This window comes from Paracoccus sp. (in: a-proteobacteria) (assembly GCF_032007265.1).
Classification (GTDB): domain Bacteria; phylum Pseudomonadota; class Alphaproteobacteria; order Rhodobacterales; family Rhodobacteraceae; genus Paracoccus.
The window spans coordinates 1-19,282 of the sequence record NZ_DALZMB010000051.1; the positions used below are offsets into that span (position 1 = coordinate 1).

The 19,282-nt window shown below is 59.9% G+C and carries 19 protein-coding genes; 12 read left to right on the top strand and 7 right to left on the bottom strand.

Annotated features, from left to right (window positions below; all coding sequences use genetic code 11):
• Positions 1 to 381 (top strand): DUF3597 domain-containing protein (locus RTS12_RS11790; RefSeq protein WP_312528698.1); only part of this gene is annotated, 381 nt, incomplete at its 5' end.
• Positions 382 to 731: 350 nt separating this feature from the next.
• On the opposite strand, the gene RTS12_RS11795 is transcribed toward RTS12_RS11790, so the two are convergent.
• The 6 genes from RTS12_RS11795 to RTS12_RS11820 form a co-directional block, all read right to left on the bottom strand.
• A complete protein-coding gene (locus tag RTS12_RS11795) occupies positions 732 to 2,918 on the bottom strand; it encodes a 3-hydroxyacyl-CoA dehydrogenase NAD-binding domain-containing protein (protein WP_312528699.1) in 2,187 nt (728 codons plus the stop codon).
• Between the two features lie 11 nt (positions 2,919 to 2,929).
• Complete coding sequence (locus RTS12_RS11800) at positions 2,930 to 4,141, bottom strand: acetyl-CoA C-acetyltransferase (RefSeq protein ID WP_312528701.1); 1,212 nt, start codon at positions 4,139 to 4,141, stop codon at positions 2,930 to 2,932.
• A complete protein-coding gene (locus tag RTS12_RS11805; RefSeq protein ID WP_312528703.1) occupies positions 4,138 to 4,779 on the bottom strand; it encodes a glutathione S-transferase family protein in 642 nt (213 codons plus the stop codon). The genes RTS12_RS11800 and RTS12_RS11805 overlap by 4 nt, the downstream gene beginning before the upstream one ends.
• A gap of 320 nt (positions 4,780 to 5,099) precedes the next feature.
• Positions 5,100 to 6,878, bottom strand: coding sequence for an acyl-CoA dehydrogenase C-terminal domain-containing protein (locus tag RTS12_RS11810; RefSeq protein WP_312528705.1), 1,779 nt, complete (start codon positions 6,876 to 6,878; stop codon positions 5,100 to 5,102).
• Positions 6,875 to 7,318, bottom strand: a complete 444-nt coding sequence (locus RTS12_RS11815; protein WP_312528707.1) for a MerR family DNA-binding transcriptional regulator — start codon at positions 7,316 to 7,318, stop codon at positions 6,875 to 6,877. The genes RTS12_RS11810 and RTS12_RS11815 overlap by 4 nt, the downstream gene beginning before the upstream one ends.
• Positions 7,319 to 7,662: 344 nt before the next feature.
• Positions 7,663 to 8,091 (bottom strand): MerR family DNA-binding transcriptional regulator, encoded by a 429-nt coding sequence (locus RTS12_RS11820; protein ID WP_312528708.1) that lies wholly within the window; start codon positions 8,089 to 8,091, stop codon positions 7,663 to 7,665.
• A 148-nt stretch (positions 8,092 to 8,239) separates the two neighbouring features.
• Between RTS12_RS11820 and RTS12_RS11825 the strand changes: the two genes are divergently transcribed.
• The 3 genes from RTS12_RS11825 to RTS12_RS11835 are packed head-to-tail and all read left to right on the top strand — an operon-like array spanning position 8,240 to position 10,564.
• Entirely contained in the window at positions 8,240 to 8,674 is a 435-nt protein-coding gene (locus tag RTS12_RS11825) for a PaaI family thioesterase (protein WP_312528710.1), read from the top strand.
• A gap of 1 nt (position 8,675) precedes the next feature.
• Positions 8,676 to 9,179: a PaaI family thioesterase gene (locus RTS12_RS11830; protein ID WP_312528712.1), complete on the top strand. Its 504-nt coding sequence runs from the start codon at positions 8,676 to 8,678 to the stop codon at positions 9,177 to 9,179.
• On the top strand, positions 9,179 to 10,564 hold the full coding sequence (locus tag RTS12_RS11835) for an MATE family efflux transporter (protein ID WP_312528714.1): 1,386 nt from the start codon (positions 9,179 to 9,181) through the stop codon (positions 10,562 to 10,564). Before RTS12_RS11830 ends, RTS12_RS11835 begins: the two co-directional genes overlap by 1 nt.
• A gap of 166 nt (positions 10,565 to 10,730) precedes the next feature.
• Here the strand turns inward: RTS12_RS11835 and RTS12_RS11840 are convergent, their stop codons facing one another.
• On the bottom strand, positions 10,731 to 11,045 hold the full coding sequence (locus RTS12_RS11840) for a DUF1476 domain-containing protein (protein ID WP_312528716.1): 315 nt from the start codon (positions 11,043 to 11,045) through the stop codon (positions 10,731 to 10,733).
• Between the two features lie 157 nt (positions 11,046 to 11,202).
• Here RTS12_RS11840 and purC point away from each other — a divergent pair, with 157 nt between their 5' ends.
• The 8 genes from purC (at position 11,203) to RTS12_RS11880 (ending at position 19,243) form a co-directional block, all read left to right on the top strand.
• Positions 11,203 to 11,967 carry a phosphoribosylaminoimidazolesuccinocarboxamide synthase gene (gene purC / locus RTS12_RS11845; protein WP_312528718.1) on the top strand — a complete coding sequence of 255 codons (765 nt, stop codon included), beginning with the start codon at positions 11,203 to 11,205 and terminating at the stop codon, positions 11,965 to 11,967.
• Positions 11,968 to 11,978: 11 nt separating this feature from the next.
• Complete coding sequence (gene purS, locus RTS12_RS11850; protein ID WP_312528720.1) at positions 11,979 to 12,218, top strand: phosphoribosylformylglycinamidine synthase subunit PurS; 240 nt, start codon at positions 11,979 to 11,981, stop codon at positions 12,216 to 12,218.
• An 88-nt stretch (positions 12,219 to 12,306) separates the two neighbouring features.
• Entirely contained in the window at positions 12,307 to 13,179 is an 873-nt protein-coding gene (locus RTS12_RS11855; protein WP_312528722.1) for a LysR family transcriptional regulator, read from the top strand.
• Between the two features lie 78 nt (positions 13,180 to 13,257).
• Complete coding sequence (locus RTS12_RS11860) at positions 13,258 to 13,749, top strand: formate dehydrogenase subunit gamma (protein WP_312528724.1); 492 nt, start codon at positions 13,258 to 13,260, stop codon at positions 13,747 to 13,749.
• On the top strand, positions 13,746 to 15,308 hold the full coding sequence (locus RTS12_RS11865; RefSeq protein WP_312528725.1) for a formate dehydrogenase beta subunit: 1,563 nt from the start codon (positions 13,746 to 13,748) through the stop codon (positions 15,306 to 15,308). Before RTS12_RS11860 ends, RTS12_RS11865 begins: the two co-directional genes overlap by 4 nt.
• Positions 15,305 to 18,184, top strand: coding sequence for a formate dehydrogenase subunit alpha (fdhF, locus tag RTS12_RS11870; RefSeq protein WP_312528726.1), 2,880 nt, complete (start codon positions 15,305 to 15,307; stop codon positions 18,182 to 18,184). The genes RTS12_RS11865 and fdhF overlap by 4 nt, the downstream gene beginning before the upstream one ends.
• A gap of 23 nt (positions 18,185 to 18,207) precedes the next feature.
• Positions 18,208 to 18,999 carry a formate dehydrogenase accessory sulfurtransferase FdhD gene (gene fdhD / locus RTS12_RS11875; protein ID WP_312528728.1) on the top strand — a complete coding sequence of 264 codons (792 nt, stop codon included), beginning with the start codon at positions 18,208 to 18,210 and terminating at the stop codon, positions 18,997 to 18,999.
• Positions 19,000 to 19,012: 13 nt separating this feature from the next.
• Positions 19,013 to 19,243 (top strand): formate dehydrogenase subunit delta, encoded by a 231-nt coding sequence (locus RTS12_RS11880; RefSeq protein WP_312528730.1) that lies wholly within the window; start codon positions 19,013 to 19,015, stop codon positions 19,241 to 19,243.
• The last annotated feature ends 39 nt before the right edge of the window (positions 19,244 to 19,282 follow it).

Here is a 19,282-nt window from a genome sequence, read left to right on the forward strand (position 1 = left end):
AGCCCGGCACCTGCACCCGCAGCCAGCCCGGCAGCCGCAGCACCTAGCCCGGCCAAGCCCGCAGCACCCAGCCCCGCAGCTGCGGCAACACCCGCCGCAACGCCTGCTGCTGCTCCGGCTGCGACGGGTAGCGTCGATGTCGCTGCCGTTCTGGACGGGGCGGTCAAGCGCAGCGGTCAAAGCTTGGATTGGCGCAAATCGATCGTCGATCTGCTAAAGGCTTTGGGTCTGGACAGCAGCCTTTCGCATCGCAAAGAGCTGGCCAAAGAATTGGGCTATAGTGGTGATACCGAAGATTCGGCCGCAATGAACATCTGGCTGCACAAGCAGGTGATTCAAAAGCTGCGTGACAATGGTGGCAAGGTTCCGGCGGACCTGTAAGCCGAAAAGGCGCGGGCCGGTTGCAATTGCCTGACCAAAAGGCGCGGCCCTTGCCCTTCACAGATATCGTTGAGAGAGAATGATGGTCTTTCATGTAGAAAACGGGCCCTTGGGCCCGTTTTTTTGCCATGATGACCTTGGCCACCTCCGCGCCGATCATGGCTACCGTTGGCATCGTGCCAAAGTTCGCCACCAGCGCGGGGCAGAGCGGCGAACCGGCGGCCCCTACATCCCTTCGCTAGACTGCCTTCGCCCGAAATAGGTCCGCCCGCCCATAGATCTGCCCGGGAACCACCGGGCAGGCCTTGGGGCGAGGGGGGCTTTGGGGCAATGTCAGGCCACCTTTTGGGTCAGGCCGCCTTTTTGCCGGCACCAAAGCGGGCGTAGAAGCTTTGGCCGGTTGCTGCCATCTCGCGCAGCAGCGCGGGCGGGACAAAGCGCTCGCCGTATTTCTTGGCAAGGTCATCGGCCAAGGCGCATGCTCGGGCAGCACCCAGCATATCCAGCCAGCTGAACGGGCCACCCGACCAAGGCGCAAAGCCCCAGCCAAGGATGGCACCGACATCGCCTTCGCGGATGTCCTCAAGCACACCTTCTTGCAATGCGCGCACCGCCTCGAGCGATTGGATAAACATCAGGCGGTTTTGCAGATCGCTGAATTCGGGTTGCTGGGCGGCAACCGGCCAGTTGGTGGCAAGCCCTTGCCAGAAATCGCCGCGTTTGCCCTTGTCGTCATAGTCATAAAAGCCCGCATTCGCTTTGCGGCCCAGACGACCCTGATCGGCCATGCGGAAGATGACCTTATCGACCGCGTCATCGGGATAGGCATCGCCCATCGCGGCCCGCGTCGCCTTTGCGATCTTGGCGCCCAGATCGATCGAGGTTTCATCGACCAGCTGCAAGGGGCCAAGGGGCATCCCCATCAGCTTGGCCGCATTCTCGATCAGCACGGGATCGACCCCTTCGGCGACCATCCGCAGCCCCTCGTTGATATAGGGGATGATGCAGCGATTGGCATAAAAGAAGCGCGCATCATTGACGACAATCGGCGTCTTGCGGATTTGGCGGACGAAATCCAGCGCCTTTGCGACGGCCATCGGGCCGCTTTCCCGACCCTTGATGATCTCGACCAGCATCATCTTATCGACAGGAGAGAAGAAATGGATGCCGATGAACTGTTGCGCGCGCGCGCTGGCCTTGGCCAGTTCTGAAATCGGCAAGGTCGAGGTATTGGTCGCAAAAATGGCATCTTGCGGGATGACGGCCTCGGCCCTTTTGGTGACTTCGGCCTTGACGCCGGGATCTTCGAAAACGGCCTCGATGATCAGGTCGCAACCCGAAAGCGCGGCATAATCGGTGGTGGCGGTGATGCGGGCCAGGATCTCGGTTTTCTTTTCTTCTGACGATTTGCGCCGCGAAATTGCCTTGTCCTGCAGCTCGGCAGAATGTGCTTTGCCCCGATCTGCGGCCTCTTGCTTGGCATCGATCAAAACGACCTCGATCCCGGCCATGGCTGCGACATAGGCAATGCCCGCCCCCATCATGCCCGCGCCCAGAATGCCCAGCTTCTTGACGGATTGATCGGGCACAGCAGGCCGGTTGGCCCCTTTCTCCAATGCCTCCTTGTTCAGGAACAACGAGCGGATCATCGCGCTCGAAGAGGGGTTCATCAGCACATTCGTGAACCAGCGCGCCTCGATTTCCAGCGCGCGGTCAAAGTTTACCAAAGCCCCCTCATAGACCGCCGAGAGCAGCGCCTTGGCCGCTGGATACACCCCAAGCGTTTTGGCATGAACCATCGCGCTTGCACCGACAAAGGTCATGAAACCCGCTGGATTATAGGGGGCGCCGCCGGGCATTTTATAGCCCTTGGCGTCCCACGGCTTGACCAGATCAGCGTCCTGAGCCTGCAAGACCCAGGCGCGTGCAGCAGCCACAGGATCGGCCACGACCTCATCGACGATGCCATTGGCCTTGGCGCCCTTGGGGTCGGAGAGCTTCCCCTCTAGCAGCAAAGGCGCCGCGACCATTGCGCCCAGCTTACGCACAAGCCGGGTCGTGCCGCCGCCACCTGGAAAAATGCCCACCATGATCTCGGGCAGGCCAATCTTGGCCTTGGGGTTCTCGGCGGCAAAGATGCGGTGACAGGCCAAAGGCAGCTCGACCCCGATACCAAGCGCGGTTCCTGGCAGCGCCGCAGCGATCGGCTTGCCACCCTTCTTGGTTTTGGCGTCCATTCCTGCAAGTTCGATCTTGCGCAGCAGGTGATGCAAACTCATCACCGCGGCAAAAACCCCCGCCGCCCCATCCTTGTCTTTCAACGCCGCAATGACATTCAGATCCATCCCCCCGGCAAAATCCTTTTTGCCCGAGGTGATGACGATGCCCCTGACCGAAGCATCCGCCAAAGCATCATCGATCAGCGCATCAAGATCGGCCGCGCCGGTCATCGACAACACGTTCATCGATTTGCCCGGCACGTCCCAGGTGATGATCGCGACGCCGTCTGCGTCTTTTTTCATGGTGAAATCAGTCATGGTCTTCCCCCTTAGACGCGTTCGATGATCGTGGCTGCGCCCATGCCCGATGCCACGCACAGCGTCGCCAGCCCGATCTGCTTGTCCTGCCGCTCCAGCTCGTCCAGCAGCGTGCCAATGATCATTGCTCCGGTTGCCCCTAATGGATGGCCAAGCGCCATCGCGCCCCCGTTGACGTTGACTATGGCCGGGTCGACCTCAAAGGCCTGCAAAAAGCGTAAAACGACGGCGGCAAAGGCCTCGTTGACCTCGAAAAGATCGATGTCATTGATCGTCATGCCTGCCTCACGCAGAATCTTCTGCGTTACCGGGACGGGGCCGGTCAGCATGATCGTCGGGTCTGTGCCGATCTTGGCAGTGGCGCGGATGCGCGCGCGCGGCTTTAGCCCCAGCTTGTCGCCAAATTCCTTGTTGCCGATCAAAACGGCCGCAGCACCATCGACGATCCCCGAAGAGTTGCCGGCGTGATGAATATGGTTGATTGCCTTGAGGTGGGGATATTTCAACATCGCCACCTTATCAAAGCCGGGCATCACCTCGCCCATCTCTTTAAAGCTGGCTTTCAGCGCTGATAGCGATTCAAGCGTCGTATCGGGGCGCATATATTCATCGCGGTCCAGGATCGTCAGCCCGTTCTGGTCCAGAACCGGAACGATCGATTTGGCAAAGCGCCCCTCGCGCCAGGCAAGAGCCGCGCGGCGCTGGCTTTCCACCGCCAGCGCATCCGCCTGCTCGCGCGTGAAACCGTATTCCGTGGCAATAAGATCGGCAGAGATGCCCTGAGGCACGAAATAGGTCTTGAACGTCAGGGCTGGGTCCACTGCGATGGCGGCCCCATCGCTGCCCATGGCCACACGGCTCATCATTTCCACGCCGCCAGCAATATAAGCTGAGCCAGCCCCGCCCTTGATCTGGTTCGCGGCCAGATTGACCGCCTCCATTCCGCTGGCGCAAAAGCGGTTGATGGAAAGACCGGGGATGCTCTCGTCCAGATCCGAGGCCAGCACCGCCGAGCGCGCCAGACAACCGCCCTGTTCCATGACCTGCGTGACATTGCCCCAGATTAGATCCTCGACCGCGTGACCTTCAAGACCATTGCGCTCCTTGATCGCATCCAAAAGCCGCGCCGAGAGGGCGACCGAGGTGACTTGATGCAGGCTGCCATCCGCGCGGCCCTTTCCACGCGGCGTGCGGGCCGCATCGTAAATATAGGCTTCGGTCATTTTTCCTCCTTCGGCGCCCGGTCCGAGGGATTTCCGGGCATCAGATCATAGGGATGTTTCCAGCCCGCCAGCGCTGAAACCTGTTTCAGCCAGCGGTCGATATTTGGCCAGTCCGCCCGCACAAAGCCAAAGGGTTCAGGATAGTAAAGATAGCCGCAACAAGTGAAATCAGCGATGGTCACGGCCTTGCCCGTCACCCATTCCTGCTGTGCCAAATGCGTGTCCAGAACCTTGTAAGCGGCCTTGAGACGGGCCTGATAAAAGGCGATCACCTCGGATGGGCGCTTGTCCGGTGGTACGAAATTCATCAAGAAACGCGCTGTTCCAATCATTCCCGACAGCTTGTGGTTATCCCAAAACATCCAGCGCAAGATCTCATTGCGGTCGCCTTCCAGGAATTTTCCCGTGCGCTCGGCGATATGAAGCTGGATGACCGAAGATTGGCTTAGGACAAGATCCCCTTCGCGAAAAACCGGGGCTTCGGCCATGGTGTTCAACCCGCGAAAGGAATCGCTGCGCGCGTCGCCGTTGAAAAAATCAATGTAAACCGGACGCCAGTCGTAGGCTGCCAGTTCAAGGGTCAATGCAGCTTTATAGGAATGTCCAGATTCACCAAAACAAAACAGTTGCGCGGTCACGAGTGTCTTTCCTTTCAGCTGATCAAGTGAGAGCTCAGAAAAAGAAGGCGGGTATTTTCTTGATGAAGAAAGGTAACGGTCAGCGAATTGTTAAGGTTTTCCGGCTAAATCTGGTTTCGCGGTACAGGCTGGGGAGCCGATGACCGCTGATGGAGAAAGCTCTGATCCGCGACCTGGTCGGTGGCCACGCCACGGATCGGAGCAGCTCATTCTTCATCACGCAAATACCCCCGCCGGAGGCATGGCTGAACCTGGCACGGGAGCGATGTGTTGCGAGATGGGGGCTCGTGGGCTCTTAAAAAAGCGCGGATCTAGCGTCGTCAAAAGCTATCCTCCGGCAAGGACATCACGGGTGCTGCGCCGGATTCGATCCGGCGCAGATGTGTGGCCGTAATGGGAAGCTGGCGTTGCATGAAGTAGCGTCCAGTCGTGATTTTGTTTTTTAGGAAGTCTGCGGCGCCAGCATCGCGGTCAATTGCGGCTTTGGCGGCGATGGCCATGCGTGTCCACATCATGCCAAGCGCGACATGGCCAAAGAGATGCATGAAATCATAAGAGCCTGCCAGCGCGGCATTGGGATCTTTCATGCCGTTTTGCATGAAATACATTGCGGCGGATTGCAGATCCTTTGACGCTTGCTTGAGCGGATCTAGAAAATCTGCCTTGAGCTGGTCATCCGCTTCATGGGTTTTGATCAGGGTTTTGATCATGTCAAAGAAGGCCATCAGGGCCTTGCCGCCATCGGCGGACAGCTTGCGTCCGACCAGATCAAGCGCCTGCACGCCATTGGCCCCCTCATAGATCATGGTGATGCGGGCATCGCGGACATATTGGGACATGCCCTGTTCTTCGATGTAGCCATGGCCGCCAAAGATCTGCTGGGCCTGGATCGTGCAGTCGAAACCTTTATCGGTCAGAAAGCCCTTGATGACGGGGGTCAGCAAAGAAATCATTGCCTCGGCTTCGCCATCCTGCAGCTTGTGACTGCGGTCGATCAGATGCGCCCCCCACAGGGCCAGTGCGCGGGCCGCCTCGATAAAGCTTTTCTGATCCATCAGCGCGCGGCGGATGTCGGGTTGCACGATCAGCGGATCGGCGGGGCCGGAGGGGTTCTGTGTACCGGTCACCGCGCGACCCTGAAGGCGTTCACGCGCGTAATTGGCTGCTTTTTGATAGGCGCCTGTGGCGATTGCATAGCCCTGCAATCCGACGCCCATACGCGCCTCGTTCATCATCGTGAACATGGCGCGCATGCCCTTATGCAGCTCGCCCAGCAACCAGCCCGTCGCGCCATCATAATTCATCACGCAGGTGGCATTGCCGTGGATGCCCATCTTTTCTTCAAGATTTCCGACCGAGACCGCATTGCGCGCACCCAGGCTGCCGTCGGCATTCACGAGGAATTTGGGAACGATGAAAAGGCTGATACCTTTGGTTCCCTCGCCGCCGCCCGGCGCTTTGGCCAGCACCAGGTGGACGACGTTCTCGGCCAGATCGTGATCCCCCGATGAGATAAAGATTTTTTGGCCGGTGATGCGATAGCTGCCATCCTCTTGTGGCTCGGCCTTGGTGCGCAGAAGGCCCAGATCCGTGCCGGCATTCGGCTCGGTCAGGTTCATCGTTCCGGTCCAATCGCAGGTGGTCAGCCGGGGCAAATAAATCGCTTTTTGCTCATCCGTGCCATGCGAGGCGATGGCGGAATAGGCGCCATGGGTCAGGCCTTGGTACATGTTGAAGGCCATATTCGTGGCGACGAACATTTCGCCCGCTGCAAGGCTCATGATATAGGGCAGGCCTTGACCGCCATATTCGGGATCGCAATCAAGCGAGGTCCAACCGCCTTCCTTCATCGCGTCAAAGGCCGCGTCAAAGCCCTTGGGGGTGCGGACCTGACCGTTTTCCAGTCGACAGCCCTCGCGGTCGCCCACGGCATTGAGCGGGGCAAGCACTTCGGCCGAGATCTTGCCCGCCGCTTCCAGAATGGCGCCGGTAAAGTCGCGGTCCAGCTCGTCATGGCCGGGCAGATCGCTTTCTGAAATCTTCAGCAAGTCATGCAAAATGAACTGCAGATCCTGAACGGGGGGCTGATACTGGCTCATGTTGGCTCCGACTGGCTGTTCGTACGGGGTGCAGGCGCATCTACATCTGCCAAGGCTTCTTGGCTGAGACGGGCAAGCGAGGTTTCACCCTCGGCGATCTGATCGCGCAGGTCGATAATCGCCTGTCCCAGTTCGAAATGTTGTTTTTCCATATCCGCAAGCCGATCCCTTGCAGTTGCAAGTGCGGTCGCGGTCTGGGCAAGATTCTTGTCGTTGGGGTTATACAGCTCGAGTATTTCGCGGATTTGCTCAAGCGAGAAACCAAAACGCTTACCGCGCAAAATCAGCTTCAGGCGCGCGCGATCACCCTTGCTGTAAAACCGCGCCTGACCTTTACGAAGCGGTGCCAAAAGCTCGCTGGCCTCGTAAAAGCGCAAGGCGCGGGGGGTGACGCCGTAAGCCTCGCTCATGGCGCGAATGGTTATCAGCTCATCGGACATGCAGCAGGTTTCCTTGTCAGCACTACCTTTGGAATCAGACTAGCTCAGCTTTACGTGCACGTAAGGTAAGACGCTACGTCACCTTGTGAATGCACGTCTGGTGGCCAAGCATCTCTGGGGGCGTGTTGGACCATCGGGGCAGGAATGCTCATTTCCGGTGGTGGGCCAAGGTGATGGGCGCTTTCGTGACAGGGGCATGCGCCAAAGCACATTCACAATCGGATTAAGGCCAGCCGAACTCAGGCCCCAGTCCCTACCCAAGGCGGTCGGGGCAAAGTGCCGCCTGTTAGATATGCAAGATCGCGCGGTCCAAGCCGCTGATTATTCGGGGCTGCCCGGCCCGGTCAGGCTTCGGGCGCAGCCTTGGGCTCGGCACCAGTATCGTCCGGGCTTTGTGCAAATTCATCGACCAGCTTTTGCGTTTCATCGCGCAATTCGCGTAGCTCGCGCATGGCGGTTTCTATTTCTGCGCGCTGCTGGGCAAGGTGTTCATATTGACGATCCGCCCGCTCGATCCAGACGCGATATTGTTCGACCGAGCCCTTTTGGCCATAGATCATCAGCCATTGCCGGATGTCCTCCAGCGAAAAGCCAAAGCGGCGACCGCGCATGATCAATTTCATCCGCGCGATTTCACGCGGGCCATAAAATCTGGCGCGGCCCGCCTTCTTGGGATTCAAAAGCTCGATATATTCGTAATAGCGCAAGGTTCGAGGGGTGACGTCAAAAAGCGCGCACATGTCCTTGAAGCTGATATAACCGTCTTCAACCATTAATCAGTCTCTATGCTCCTATTGTCCAAGCCTAGCCGAGCCTTTTGGTTAACTCAACCTTTCTTGCAACCGTGACGCGGATCGTCCGGGGGCTTGCCGGATCGGATAGGCCCGATTAACCCTTGAGGAAACCAGAGCAGGCGGAGACATGGAAAACAAGGGCTTTGAGGAACAGCATAGCCGGATCGCGCGGCAATTCATCGAAGCGATCCCACTTGCGCAGGCTCTTGGCATGCAACTTGAACAGGTTGGTCCCGAGGGTGCGGTGATCTCGATGCCGTGGGATGCGCGTTTTGCTGGGGATATGCGCTCGGGCGTGATCCATGGCGGGGTGATTTCGGCCTTGATGGACACATGTTGTGGCGCTGCGGTTCTGGGGCACCAGCGTGGCATTGCGGTAACGGCGACCATCGATTTGCGCATCGATTATATGCGGGCGGCCACCCCAGGACAGCGCATCGTTGCCCGGGCAAGCTGCTATCATGTCACCCGCTCGGTGGCTTTCGTACGCGCCACCGCCACTGATGACGATAGCGACAATCCGGTTGCCGCCGCCACGGGCGCCTTTACGGTCGAGGGTTGATATGGCTGATCCGATCAAAGTTCTGGGCGAGATCAAAAGCCGCCGCGACACCACTTTGCGCGCCATCGTTGGCACCATCCCCTTTGCCAGCTGGTTGGGCGTCACCTTTGACCGGCGCGGTGACGAGCTGACGGCGATCATGCCCTATTTGCATCAAAACATCGGCAATCCGGCGCTGCCTGCGCTGCATGGCGGCGCGATTGCTGCCTTTCTAGAGCTGGCCTCGGTCGTGCAATTGACCTGGACACGCAGCTGGGCGGACATGGAAGAGGGGCGCATCCTGCCTGATGCGGCCCTTCCCGAGACGGTTCCGCGCCTGCCGAAAACCATTGATTTCACGATCGATTATCTGCGGCCGGGTCTTGCGCGTGACGCCTATGCCCGCGCGCGGGTCGTGCGCTCGGGGCGGCGTTATGCCAGCGTGCAGGTCGAGGCCTGGCAGGACAACCGCGAGCGACTGTTTGCGCAGGCAACAGGGCATTTCTTGATGCCGCTAGAGGCGTGATGGCCCAAAGTTTGGTCCAATCGGACGCAGATCCGGGCGGGCAGTCGCCTGTGCCACAAGGCGCGCCTGCGGATCTGCCCGCGCTCAACAATCGCCGTGTGCTGGCGATTGCTTTGCCCATCGTTTTGTCCAATGCCACCATTCCCCTTTTGGGCGCGGTGAATACCGGGGTCGTCGGCCAGCTTGGTCAGGCGGCACCGATTGGCGCGGTCGGGCTTGGCTCGATCATTCTGGTATCGGTTTACTGGATTTTCGGCTTCTTGCGTATGGGCACGTCAGGGCTGGTGGCGCAGGCCCGCGGGGCGGGCGATGATGCCGAAGGCGGGGCGCATCTGCTGCGGGCCTTGATGATTGCGGGCTGCGCCGGGTTGGTGCTGATCGCGCTGCAGGTGCCGCTGATGTCACTGGCCTTTCGCCTTGCCCCGGCATCGGATGCGGTCGAGAGTTTGGCGCGACAATATCTGGCCATTCGCATCTGGGGCGCGCCCGCCACGATCGCGCTTTACGCCATCACCGGCTGGTTGATTGCGCTTGAGCGGACCAAGGCTGTGCTGGCTTTGCAGCTGACGCTGAATTCGCTGAATATCGTGCTGGATCTGTGGTTTGTGCTGGGGCTGGGCTGGGGCGTGCCGGGGGTGGCCTTTGCCACTTTGATCGCGGAATGGAGCGGTCTTTGCCTGGGCTTGTGGTTTGCGCGCGATGCCATTGCGCAGGCCTGGGGGCGGGCGGGGCTGTTTGCGCGCCAACAGATCGACCGGCTGGTTCGCCTGAATGGGGATATCCTGATCCGCTCGGTTTTGCTGCAAGGCAGCTTCACCACCTTCATCTTCATGGCCGCGGGGCAAGGGGATGTCACGCTGGCCGCCAATCAGGTCTTGCTTCAGTTTCTGGAAATCACCGCCTATGGCCTGGATGGCTTCGCCTTTGCCGCCGAGGCGCTGGTGGGGCAGGCCGTGGGCGCGCGGCGCCGTGACCGCTTTAACCAATCGGTGCGGCTGACATCGCAATGGGGCGTGGCGGGCGCGATCGTGATGAGCGTCATCTTCTTGCTGTTTGGCGCAATGATCATCGATGTGCTGACCACCTCGCCCGAGGTCCGCGAGACCGCAAGGGCCGATCTGCCGTGGCTGGTGCTGGCACCACTTCTGGGCATCGCAAGCTGGATGTTTGATGGCATCTTCATCGGTGCGACCCGCACGCGCGAGATGCGCAATGCCATGATGGTCTCGGTGCCGGTCTATGCGGTTCTGGTCGTCCTTTTGCCGCCCTTATTGGGCAATCACGGGCTTTGGGCGGCGCTGATGGGGCTGAACGTCATGCGTGCGCTGACCATGGCGCGGCTTTACCCGCGCGTCGCAGCATCCGTTGATGGGCCGCAAGGATGAGGGTCACAAGGATAGCGTCAGGCGTTTGCCTTGTTGCAAGCTGAGGCCCAAGGTAGGGATCGGCGGTTGCTGTGGTCAGGGGCGAATGGCGCGGCAGAAATTGAGCTGAGCGGCTCGTCTTAGGCCCGCAACGCGCATTGCTTGCGGGCCTTGCTGTCAGATGAGATCAGTTTTCTTCAAGGATCTGCTGGCGCGCAACCTGACGCAATTCGATCATCTTCAGGCGGATTGCTGCCTCTTCGATCTTGCCCGAAAGGTCATGCGCGATCTTGCGAAAGACATCTTCGTCACCGGGTTCTTCGAAATCCGACGTCACGACAGTCAGCGCATAAGAGCGTGCATCATCGCCCGTTTTTCCCAGCAATTGCGCGGCCCATTCACCTAAAAGCCGGTTGCGCCTAGCCTCTGCCTTGAAGGCGAGATCGGCATCATGGGCGAATTTTGCTTCATAGGCGCGTTCACGGTCGTCAAAGGTCGTCATTCGGGCCTCCGTTCGGATTGGGCGAGAGCATGGCGATCATTGGGTGCAATCTAGATATGCGCAAGCCGCATCTTCGCTTCAACCCTGTATTGCTCATACCCCCCATTCTGGCCTATAGCGCGAAATGACGCAAACTTGCTGACGGGAGAGGCGCATCATGGCACCACGGCGCAAGAAAATCTACGAAGGCAAGGCGAAGATCCTTTATGAAGGGACCGAGCCCGGAACGCTCATCCAGTATTTCAAGGATGATGCCACGGCGTTCAACGCACAGAAAAAGGCCACGATTGAAGGGAAAGGCGTGCTGAACAACCGCCTGTCCGAATACTTCATGAACGGGCTGACCAATATCGGCGTGCCCAACCATTTCATTCGCCGCATCAACATGCGCGAACAATTGATCCGGCAGGTCGAGATCATCCCGCTGGAAGTGATCGTGCGTAACTTTGCCGCAGGTTCGATTGCCAAGCGTCTGGGCATGGAAGAGGGCACGGCGCTGCCGCGTCCGATCGTCGAATATTCCTTCAAAAATGACGAATTGGGCGATCCCTTCGTCTCGGAGGAATATATCATCGCCTTTGGTTGGGCGAGCCAGCAGGATCTGGACGATATCGTCAGCCTGGCTTTGCGGGTGAATGACTTCCTGTCCGGGGTCTTTTATGGCGCAGGGATCAAGCTGATCGATTTCAAAATCGAGATTGGCCGCATCTGGGATGGCGATTTCATGCGCCTGATCGTTGCGGATGAAATCAGCCCCGACAGCTGCCGTCTGTGGGATGTCAAAACCGGTCAGAAGCTGGATAAAGACGTCTTTCGCCGGGATCTGGGCAGCCTGACGGATGCCTATACCGAAGTCGCCCGCCGGCTGGGTCTGATGCCCGCCAATACCACCAGCCTCACGAAGCCCACGCTGATCAACTGAAAGGCCCGCCCATGAAAGCCCGTGTCACCATCATGCTGAAAGACGGTGTTCTTGACCCGCAGGGCGAGGCAATCCGCCACGCTTTGGGCGGTCTTGGCTTTGGCGGCGTCGAAGGCGTTCGTCAGGGCAAAGTGATCGAGCTGGATCTGGCGGCCTCGGATAAGGCCGCGGCTGAAACCGAAGTTGCGCGCATGTGCGAAAGCCTGCTCGCCAATACGGTGATCGAGAAATACTCGGTCGAGATCCTGTGATGCCGGACCGGGGCGCCGCCCCGGACCCCGGGATATTTTCACATGAAAGACGGGTGGCCCAAGCGGGCTGCCCGGCCAAGGGGCGGTCATGATTGATCGCCTTAATATGTTCATGGTCCTGGCGCGAGAAGAGCATTTCGGTCGCGCGGCAGAGATCTTGGGCATTACCCAGCCGACCTTGTCTTCGGCGATCCGCGCGCTGGAGGGACAGCTTGGGGTTCAGCTGGTTCGGCGCGGCTCTCGATTTCAGGGGCTGACGCCCGAGGGAGAGCGGGTTTTGGGCTGGTCGCGGCGCATCGTGGCCGATGCGCGAGCCATGCAGGCCGAGATGAAAGCGTCGCGTGAAGGGGTGTCGGGGCGGTTGCGCATCGGCGTCATTCCCACAGCAATGCCGCGCGTGGCCGAGCTGACAGCGCCGTTCTTGCAGCGTCATCCCAATGCAGCGGTCAGTATTTTGTCGCGCTCGTCCGATGAAATTCGCGATCAGATTGATGCTTTGGAGTTGGATGCGGGCGTGACCTATCTGGACAGCGAGCCCTTGGGCCGGGTTCAGACCATGAAGCTTTACCGCGAGACCTATTGTCTGGTCGATCGCAGCGAACAGACCGGGCCCGTTGCTTGGTCAGAGGCCGCCAAGCGGCCACTTTGCCTGCTGACGCCCGATATGCAAAACCGCCGCATCGTCATGCGTCACCTGCTTGAGGCAGGTGTCGAGACCGAGCCGCGGGTCGAATCAACCTCGATGCTGGCGATCCTTGCCCATGTGGCGACTGGCGATTGGGCGGCGATTTTGCCGCAGGGGCTGGCCGAAGGGCTGCCTTTGCCGCATGGCGTGCGCGCCCGTCCGCTGCGCGGCGAGGGGCATATGGTTGGCCTTGTGACCGCCACGCGCGAGCCCCATCCACCGCTGGTTGACGCCTTGCTCAAGGTTGCGCGCTTGATAGAAAACTTCAATCGATAAACGGAAGATTGCATTTGTAATGTCTATCGACGGGTTTTAATCTCAGTTAAATTGAGACAAGCCCGGAATGACCCAGCCATGACCTCCAAGACGCGCGGCGTCGTCTTCGACAAGGACGCGGAAGCCCATCTGAACCTTATCATTGCACGGCATATTGACCGTGAAGGTCCGATGCTGCCGATTCTTCACGATATTCAGGCAGATTGGGGCATGATCCCCGAAGAGGCCCAGCCCATCATTGCCAAAGCGTTGAAGATCACGCGGGCAGAGGTTTACGGCGTTGTCAGCTTTTACCATGATTTTCGCGATCACCCCAGCGCGCCTCATGTCTTGCGGCTGTGCCGCGCCGAGGCCTGTCAATCGATGGGCGCCGATGAGCTGGCCGATCAGATCTGCAGGGCGCTTGGGATTTCCTGGCATGAAACGACCGCAGATGGGCGGTTGACCCTGGAGCCGGTCTTTTGCCTTGGCCTATGCGCTTGTGCGCCCTCGGCCGAGCTGGACGGGAAGTTGATTGGCCGCGCCAGTCAGGGCAAGATTGAACGATTGGTGGCAGAGGTGCGGGCATGAAGATTTATGTTCCCATTGACGCGGCTGCCCGTGCGCTTGGTGCCGATGAGGTTGCGCAGGCGTTGACGCGCGAGCTGGCAGCGCAAGGTGTCTCGGCGCAGATCGTTCGCAACGGTACGCGCGGCATGATCTGGCTTGAGCCTTTGGTTGAGGTTGATCTTGACGGCACGCGGCTGGGCTTTGGTCCGTTCGAGGTCGAGGATGTTCCCCAACTGGTTGCGGAAATTGCCCAGGGCCTGAGCGCCGACAGCCGTCAGCATCCGCGCGCCTTGGGTCCAGTCGAAGAGCTGGATTGGATGAAAGGGCAGCAGCGGCTGACCTTTGCCCGTGTCGGCGTGATCGATCCGGTCAGCGTCGAGGATTACGCCGCCCATGGCGGTCTGGCCGGGCTGCGCGCCGCAATCGCAGGCGGGCCGGAAAAGATTATCGAAGAGGTCATGGCCTCGGGCTTGCGTGGTCGTGGCGGGGCGGGCTTTCCGACTGCGATCAAGTGGAAGACCGTCGCCGGGGCGAAGGCCGAGCAGAAATACATCGTCTGTAACGCCGATGAGGGCGACTCGGGCAGTTTCGCCGACCGTATGCTGATGGAGGGCGACCCGCTTTGCCTGATCGAAGGCATGGCCATTGCCGGTATCGCCGTCGGGGCGACGCAGGGCTATGTCTATATCCGCAGCGAATATCCCGATGCGATCCGTGCCATGAATGACGCGATTGCCGCCGCACGTGCCTATGGCATGCTGGGCGCGCGCATGCTTGGCTCGGATTATGCCTATGACATGGAGGTTCGCGTTGGTGCGGGCGCCTATGTCTGTGGCGAAGAGACCAGCCTGCTTAACAGCCTTGAAGGCAAGCGCGGTGTGGTGCGGGCCAAGCCCCCGATCCCGGCGCTGGTGGGCTTTCTGGGGCGTCCGACCGTGGTCAATAACGTGCTCTCGCTAGGGGCTGTTCCGTGGATCATGGATCAGGGCGGCGCGGCTTATGGGGCGCTGGGGATTGGGCGCTCGAAGGGGACGATACCGATTCAGATCGCCGGCAACGTCAAATACGGAGGCCTGTTCGAGGCCGCTTTTGGCATGAAACTGGGCGATATTATCATGGGCATTGGCGGGGGTACCCTGTCGGGGCGTCCGATTAAGGCTGTGCAGGTGGGTGGGCCGCTTGGCTCGTATATCCCGGTCGAGAACTTTGACCTGCCCTTCGGTTATGAGGAGCTGGCGACCAAGGATGGTCTGCTTGGCCATGCGGGGATCACCGTTTTCGACGATACCGCGGATATGCTGAAGCTTGCGCGGTTTGCCATGGAATTCTGCGCTGTCGAAAGCTGTGGCAAATGTACGCCCTGCCGGATCGGTTCGACCCGCGGTGTCGAGACCATCGACCGCATTGCCGAGGGCGATCTGGACGCGATCGATATCCTTAAGGATCTGTGCAACACGATGAAATGGGGCTCGCTTTGCGCGCTGGGTGGCTTTGCGCCATTCCCGGTCATGTCGGCATTGACCCATTTCCCTGACGATTTCACCCAACGGGGCACTGCCCGCAGGGAGGCCGCAGAATGAAAGACTTTATCATTCCCGATCGCGACATGGGCACACCGGCGATCAAATCCGATGTCATGGTCAATCTGAAGATCGACGGGATCGCGGTGACGGTCCCGGCGGGAACTTCGGTCATGCGCGCGGCAGCCCAGGCGGGCGTCACCGTGCCCAAGCTTTGCGCCACCGATACCCTCGAGGCCTTTGGCTCGTGCCGTTTGTGCGTGGTCCAGATCGACGGGATGCGCGGCACGCCTGCTTCTTGCACCACCCCGGTTTCAGATGGGATGAACGTGCGCACGCAGACCGACGATCTGTCCAAGATCCGTCGCGGTGTGATGGAGCTTTATATCTCGGATCACCCGCTGGACTGTCTGACCTGCGGTGCCAATGGCGATTGCGAGTTGCAGGATATGGCAGGGGCTGTGGGTCTGCGCGATGTGCGTTACGAACCGGGCCTGAACCATTTTGCCAAACGCAGTGCGGTCGGGACAAACCCTGAATGGCGCCCCAAGGATCAGTCGAACCCCTATTTCACCTTTGATCCGGCCAAATGTATCGTGTGCAACCGCTGCGTGCGCGCTTGCGAAGAGGTGCAGGGCACCTTTGCCCTGACGATCGAGGGGCGTGGGTTTGACAGCCGGGTTTCGCCGGGCATGGGCAGCGACAGCTTCCTGTCGTCGGATTGTGTCAGCTGCGGTGCCTGCGTTCAGGCCTGTCCGACGGCGACGCTGATCGAAAACACCGTGCTGGATATCGGTACGCCCGATTATATCGTCAAAACCACTTGCGCCTATTGCGGTGTCGGCTGCTCGTTCGACGCGCATATGCGCGGTGAGGAAGTGGTCAAGATGGTCCCCTCGAAAGAGGGTAAGGCCAACCATGGTCACAGCTGCGTCAAAGGCCGCTTTGCCTGGGGCTATGCCACCCATCAGGATCGTATCCTGCATCCGATGATCCGTGAAAAGATCACCGATCCCTGGCAAGAAGTCAGCTGGGACGAGGCGCTTGATTTCGCGGCCAACCGCCTGCGTGGCACGCAGGAAAAGTTCGGCAAGGATTCGATCGGCGTGATCACCTCGTCGCGCTGCACCAACGAGGAAACCTATCTGGTCCAGAAGCTGACCCGCGCGGTGTTCGGCAATAACAACACCGATACTTGCGCCCGCGTCTGCCATTCGCCGACTGGCTATGGGCTGGGCAAAGCCTTTGGGACTTCGGCCGGCACCCATGACTTCGACTCGATCGAAGATACCGATCTGATGCTGATCATTGGCTGCAACCCGACCGATGGTCATCCGGTCGTCGGCTCGCGCCTGCGCGGTCAGCTGCGCAAAGGGGCGGGGCTGATCGTTCTTGACCCGCGCGAGACCGATATTCTGAACTCGCCGCATATGGGCGACAAATGGCATCTGCCGCTACGTCCGGGCACCAACGTCGCGGTGGTGACCTCGATGGCCTATGTCATCGTCACCGAGAAGCTTTATGACGAGGCCTTTATTCGCGAGAAATGCGATTGGGACGAATTCCTGCAATATGCGGAATTCCTGAACGATCCGCGCCATTCGCCTGAAGAGGTCGAAAAGGTCTCGCAGGTTCCGGCTCATCTGATCTACGAGGCCGCGCGCGCCTATGCCGCTGCGCCGCGTGCCTCGATCTTCTATGGTCTGGGCGTGACCGAACATTCGCAGGGCTCGACCACGGTCATGGCGATTGCCAACCTTGCGATGCTGACGGGCAATATCGGCAAGCCGGGGACGGGCGTGAACCCGCTGCGTGGACAGAACAACGTGCAGGGTTCGTGCGATATGGGCTCGTTCCCGCATGAATATCCGGGCTATCGCCATGTCAGCGATACGGCGACGCGCGAGCTGTATGAACGTGTCTGGGGCGTGCCCTTGTCCGAAGAGCCCGGCCTGCGCATCCCGAATATGTTCGACGGCGCGCTGCATGGCACCTTCAAGGGGCTGTATTGCCAGGGCGAGGACATCGTTCAGTCCGACCCCGATACCAAACACGTGACCTCGGCGCTGTCGGCAATGGATATCGTGATCGTGCAGGATCTTTTCCTGAACGAGACCTCGAACTATGCCCATGTGCTGCTGCCGGGTTCTTCTTTCTTGGAAAAGAACGGCACCTTTACCAATGCCGAACGCCGCATCAACCGCGTGCGCCGGGCGATGACACCCAAGAATGGCTATGAGGATTGGGAAATCACCCAGATGCTGGCCAATCGCATGGGCGCGAATTGGGCCTATACCCACCCGTCCGAGATCATGGATGAAATCGCCATGACCACGCCCAGCTTTGCGCTGGTCAGCTATGACCTGCTCGAGCGTGAGGGTTCGGTGCAATGGCCTTGCAATGAGGCCGCACCGACGGGTACGCCGGTGATGCATATCGATGGTTTCGTGCGCGGTAAGGGCAAGTTCATCCATACCGAATATGTTGCCACCGATGAGCGCACTGGTCCTCGCTTCCCGCTGCTTCTGACGACAGGGCGGATCTTGTCGCAGTATAACGTGGGCGCGCAGACCCGCCGGACCGAGAATAACGTCTTCCACGCCGAAGATATTCTTGAGATCCATCCGTCCGATGCTGAAATGCGCGGTGTGCGTGACGGCGATTGGGTCCGGGTTGCGTCGCGTTCGGGCGATACTTCGTTGCGGGCTTTGATCACCGAGCGTGTGGCGCCGGGCGTGGTCTACACGACCTTCCACCACCCGACGACGCAAGCCAACGTCGTGACCACCGACAATTCCGATTGGGCGACCAACTGCCCGGAATTCAAGGTGACCGCGGTTCAGGTCAGCCCCTCGAACGGGCCAAGCGATTGGCAAGAGGACTATCAGCGCCACTCGGATCTGTCGCGCCGCATTCTGCCGACGGCTGCGGAATAGGCGGGCATGAGGTGAAGGACGCTGTGCGACAGTTGCCGATGCGCTGGCGTGACGGAGAATGGCTTGCGGGCGAGGCGCCGCCCAGCCCGCAAGAGCTTCCGGTCGCGATTGTCATCGATGGCATGTCGCAGGCGGTCTTGATGGCAACGCCGCATGATCTGCATGATTTCGCAATTGGCTTTGCCTTGACCGAAGGCTTGATCGCCAGTCCCAAGGATGTCGCGAACTATGAAACCGCACAGGTTTCAGCCCGTGGCATGCCCGCGATCGAGGCACGGCTTTGGTTGCAGCCCGGCCTTTCGGTACAGCTGGTCGAGCGCAAGCGCGCCATGATCGGGCCGGTCGGTTGTGGGCTATGCGGCGTTGATAATATCGCAGCCGCCTTGCCCGAGATCATCCCGGTCGACAGTGATCTGACGATGGCACCTGCCGAGATTGGCAAGGCGATGGCCGCACTTTCGGATGGCCAAATCCTGCGCCGCGCCACTCCGGCCATTCACGGCGCGGGGTTTTGGGACAAGGCCACCGCTTTGGTGCGCGAAGATGTCGGACGCCATAATGCGCTGGATAAGCTGGCGGGCGCGATGGCGCGTCAGGATCTGGATGGGGCGCGGGGCGCGATTGTCATGTCGTCGCGCCTGTCGGTCGATCTGGTGCAAAAGGCCGCGCGGATTGGCGCGCCGATATTGATCGGGGCCTCGGCCCCAACTGAGCTGGCATTGGCCTGGGCCGAGGCTGCGGGTATCACATTGATCGCGCGGGCGCGCGGTCAGGATTTTGATCTTTTTACGCATCCCCAGCGGATTGCGGCATAGCAAGGAAGCAAAGATGGCGACGGACAAGCTGATCCGGATGGCAACCCAGATGGCGGATTTCTTCCGCAACCAGCCCGACCAGCCCGCCGCAGAAGGCGTGGCCCAGCACATCAATCTCTATTGGAACTTCGCCATGCGCCGTTCGCTGATCGATCAGATCCGCGCAGGTGCCGAAGCCGATCCGATCGTGCGTGACTGCATCGCCTTCATCCAGCTGCCGGCGAATCTGGATCGGGCGGGCTAGGCGGACCTCTTTTTGCCTCTGCCACCCGTCCCTGAAGGG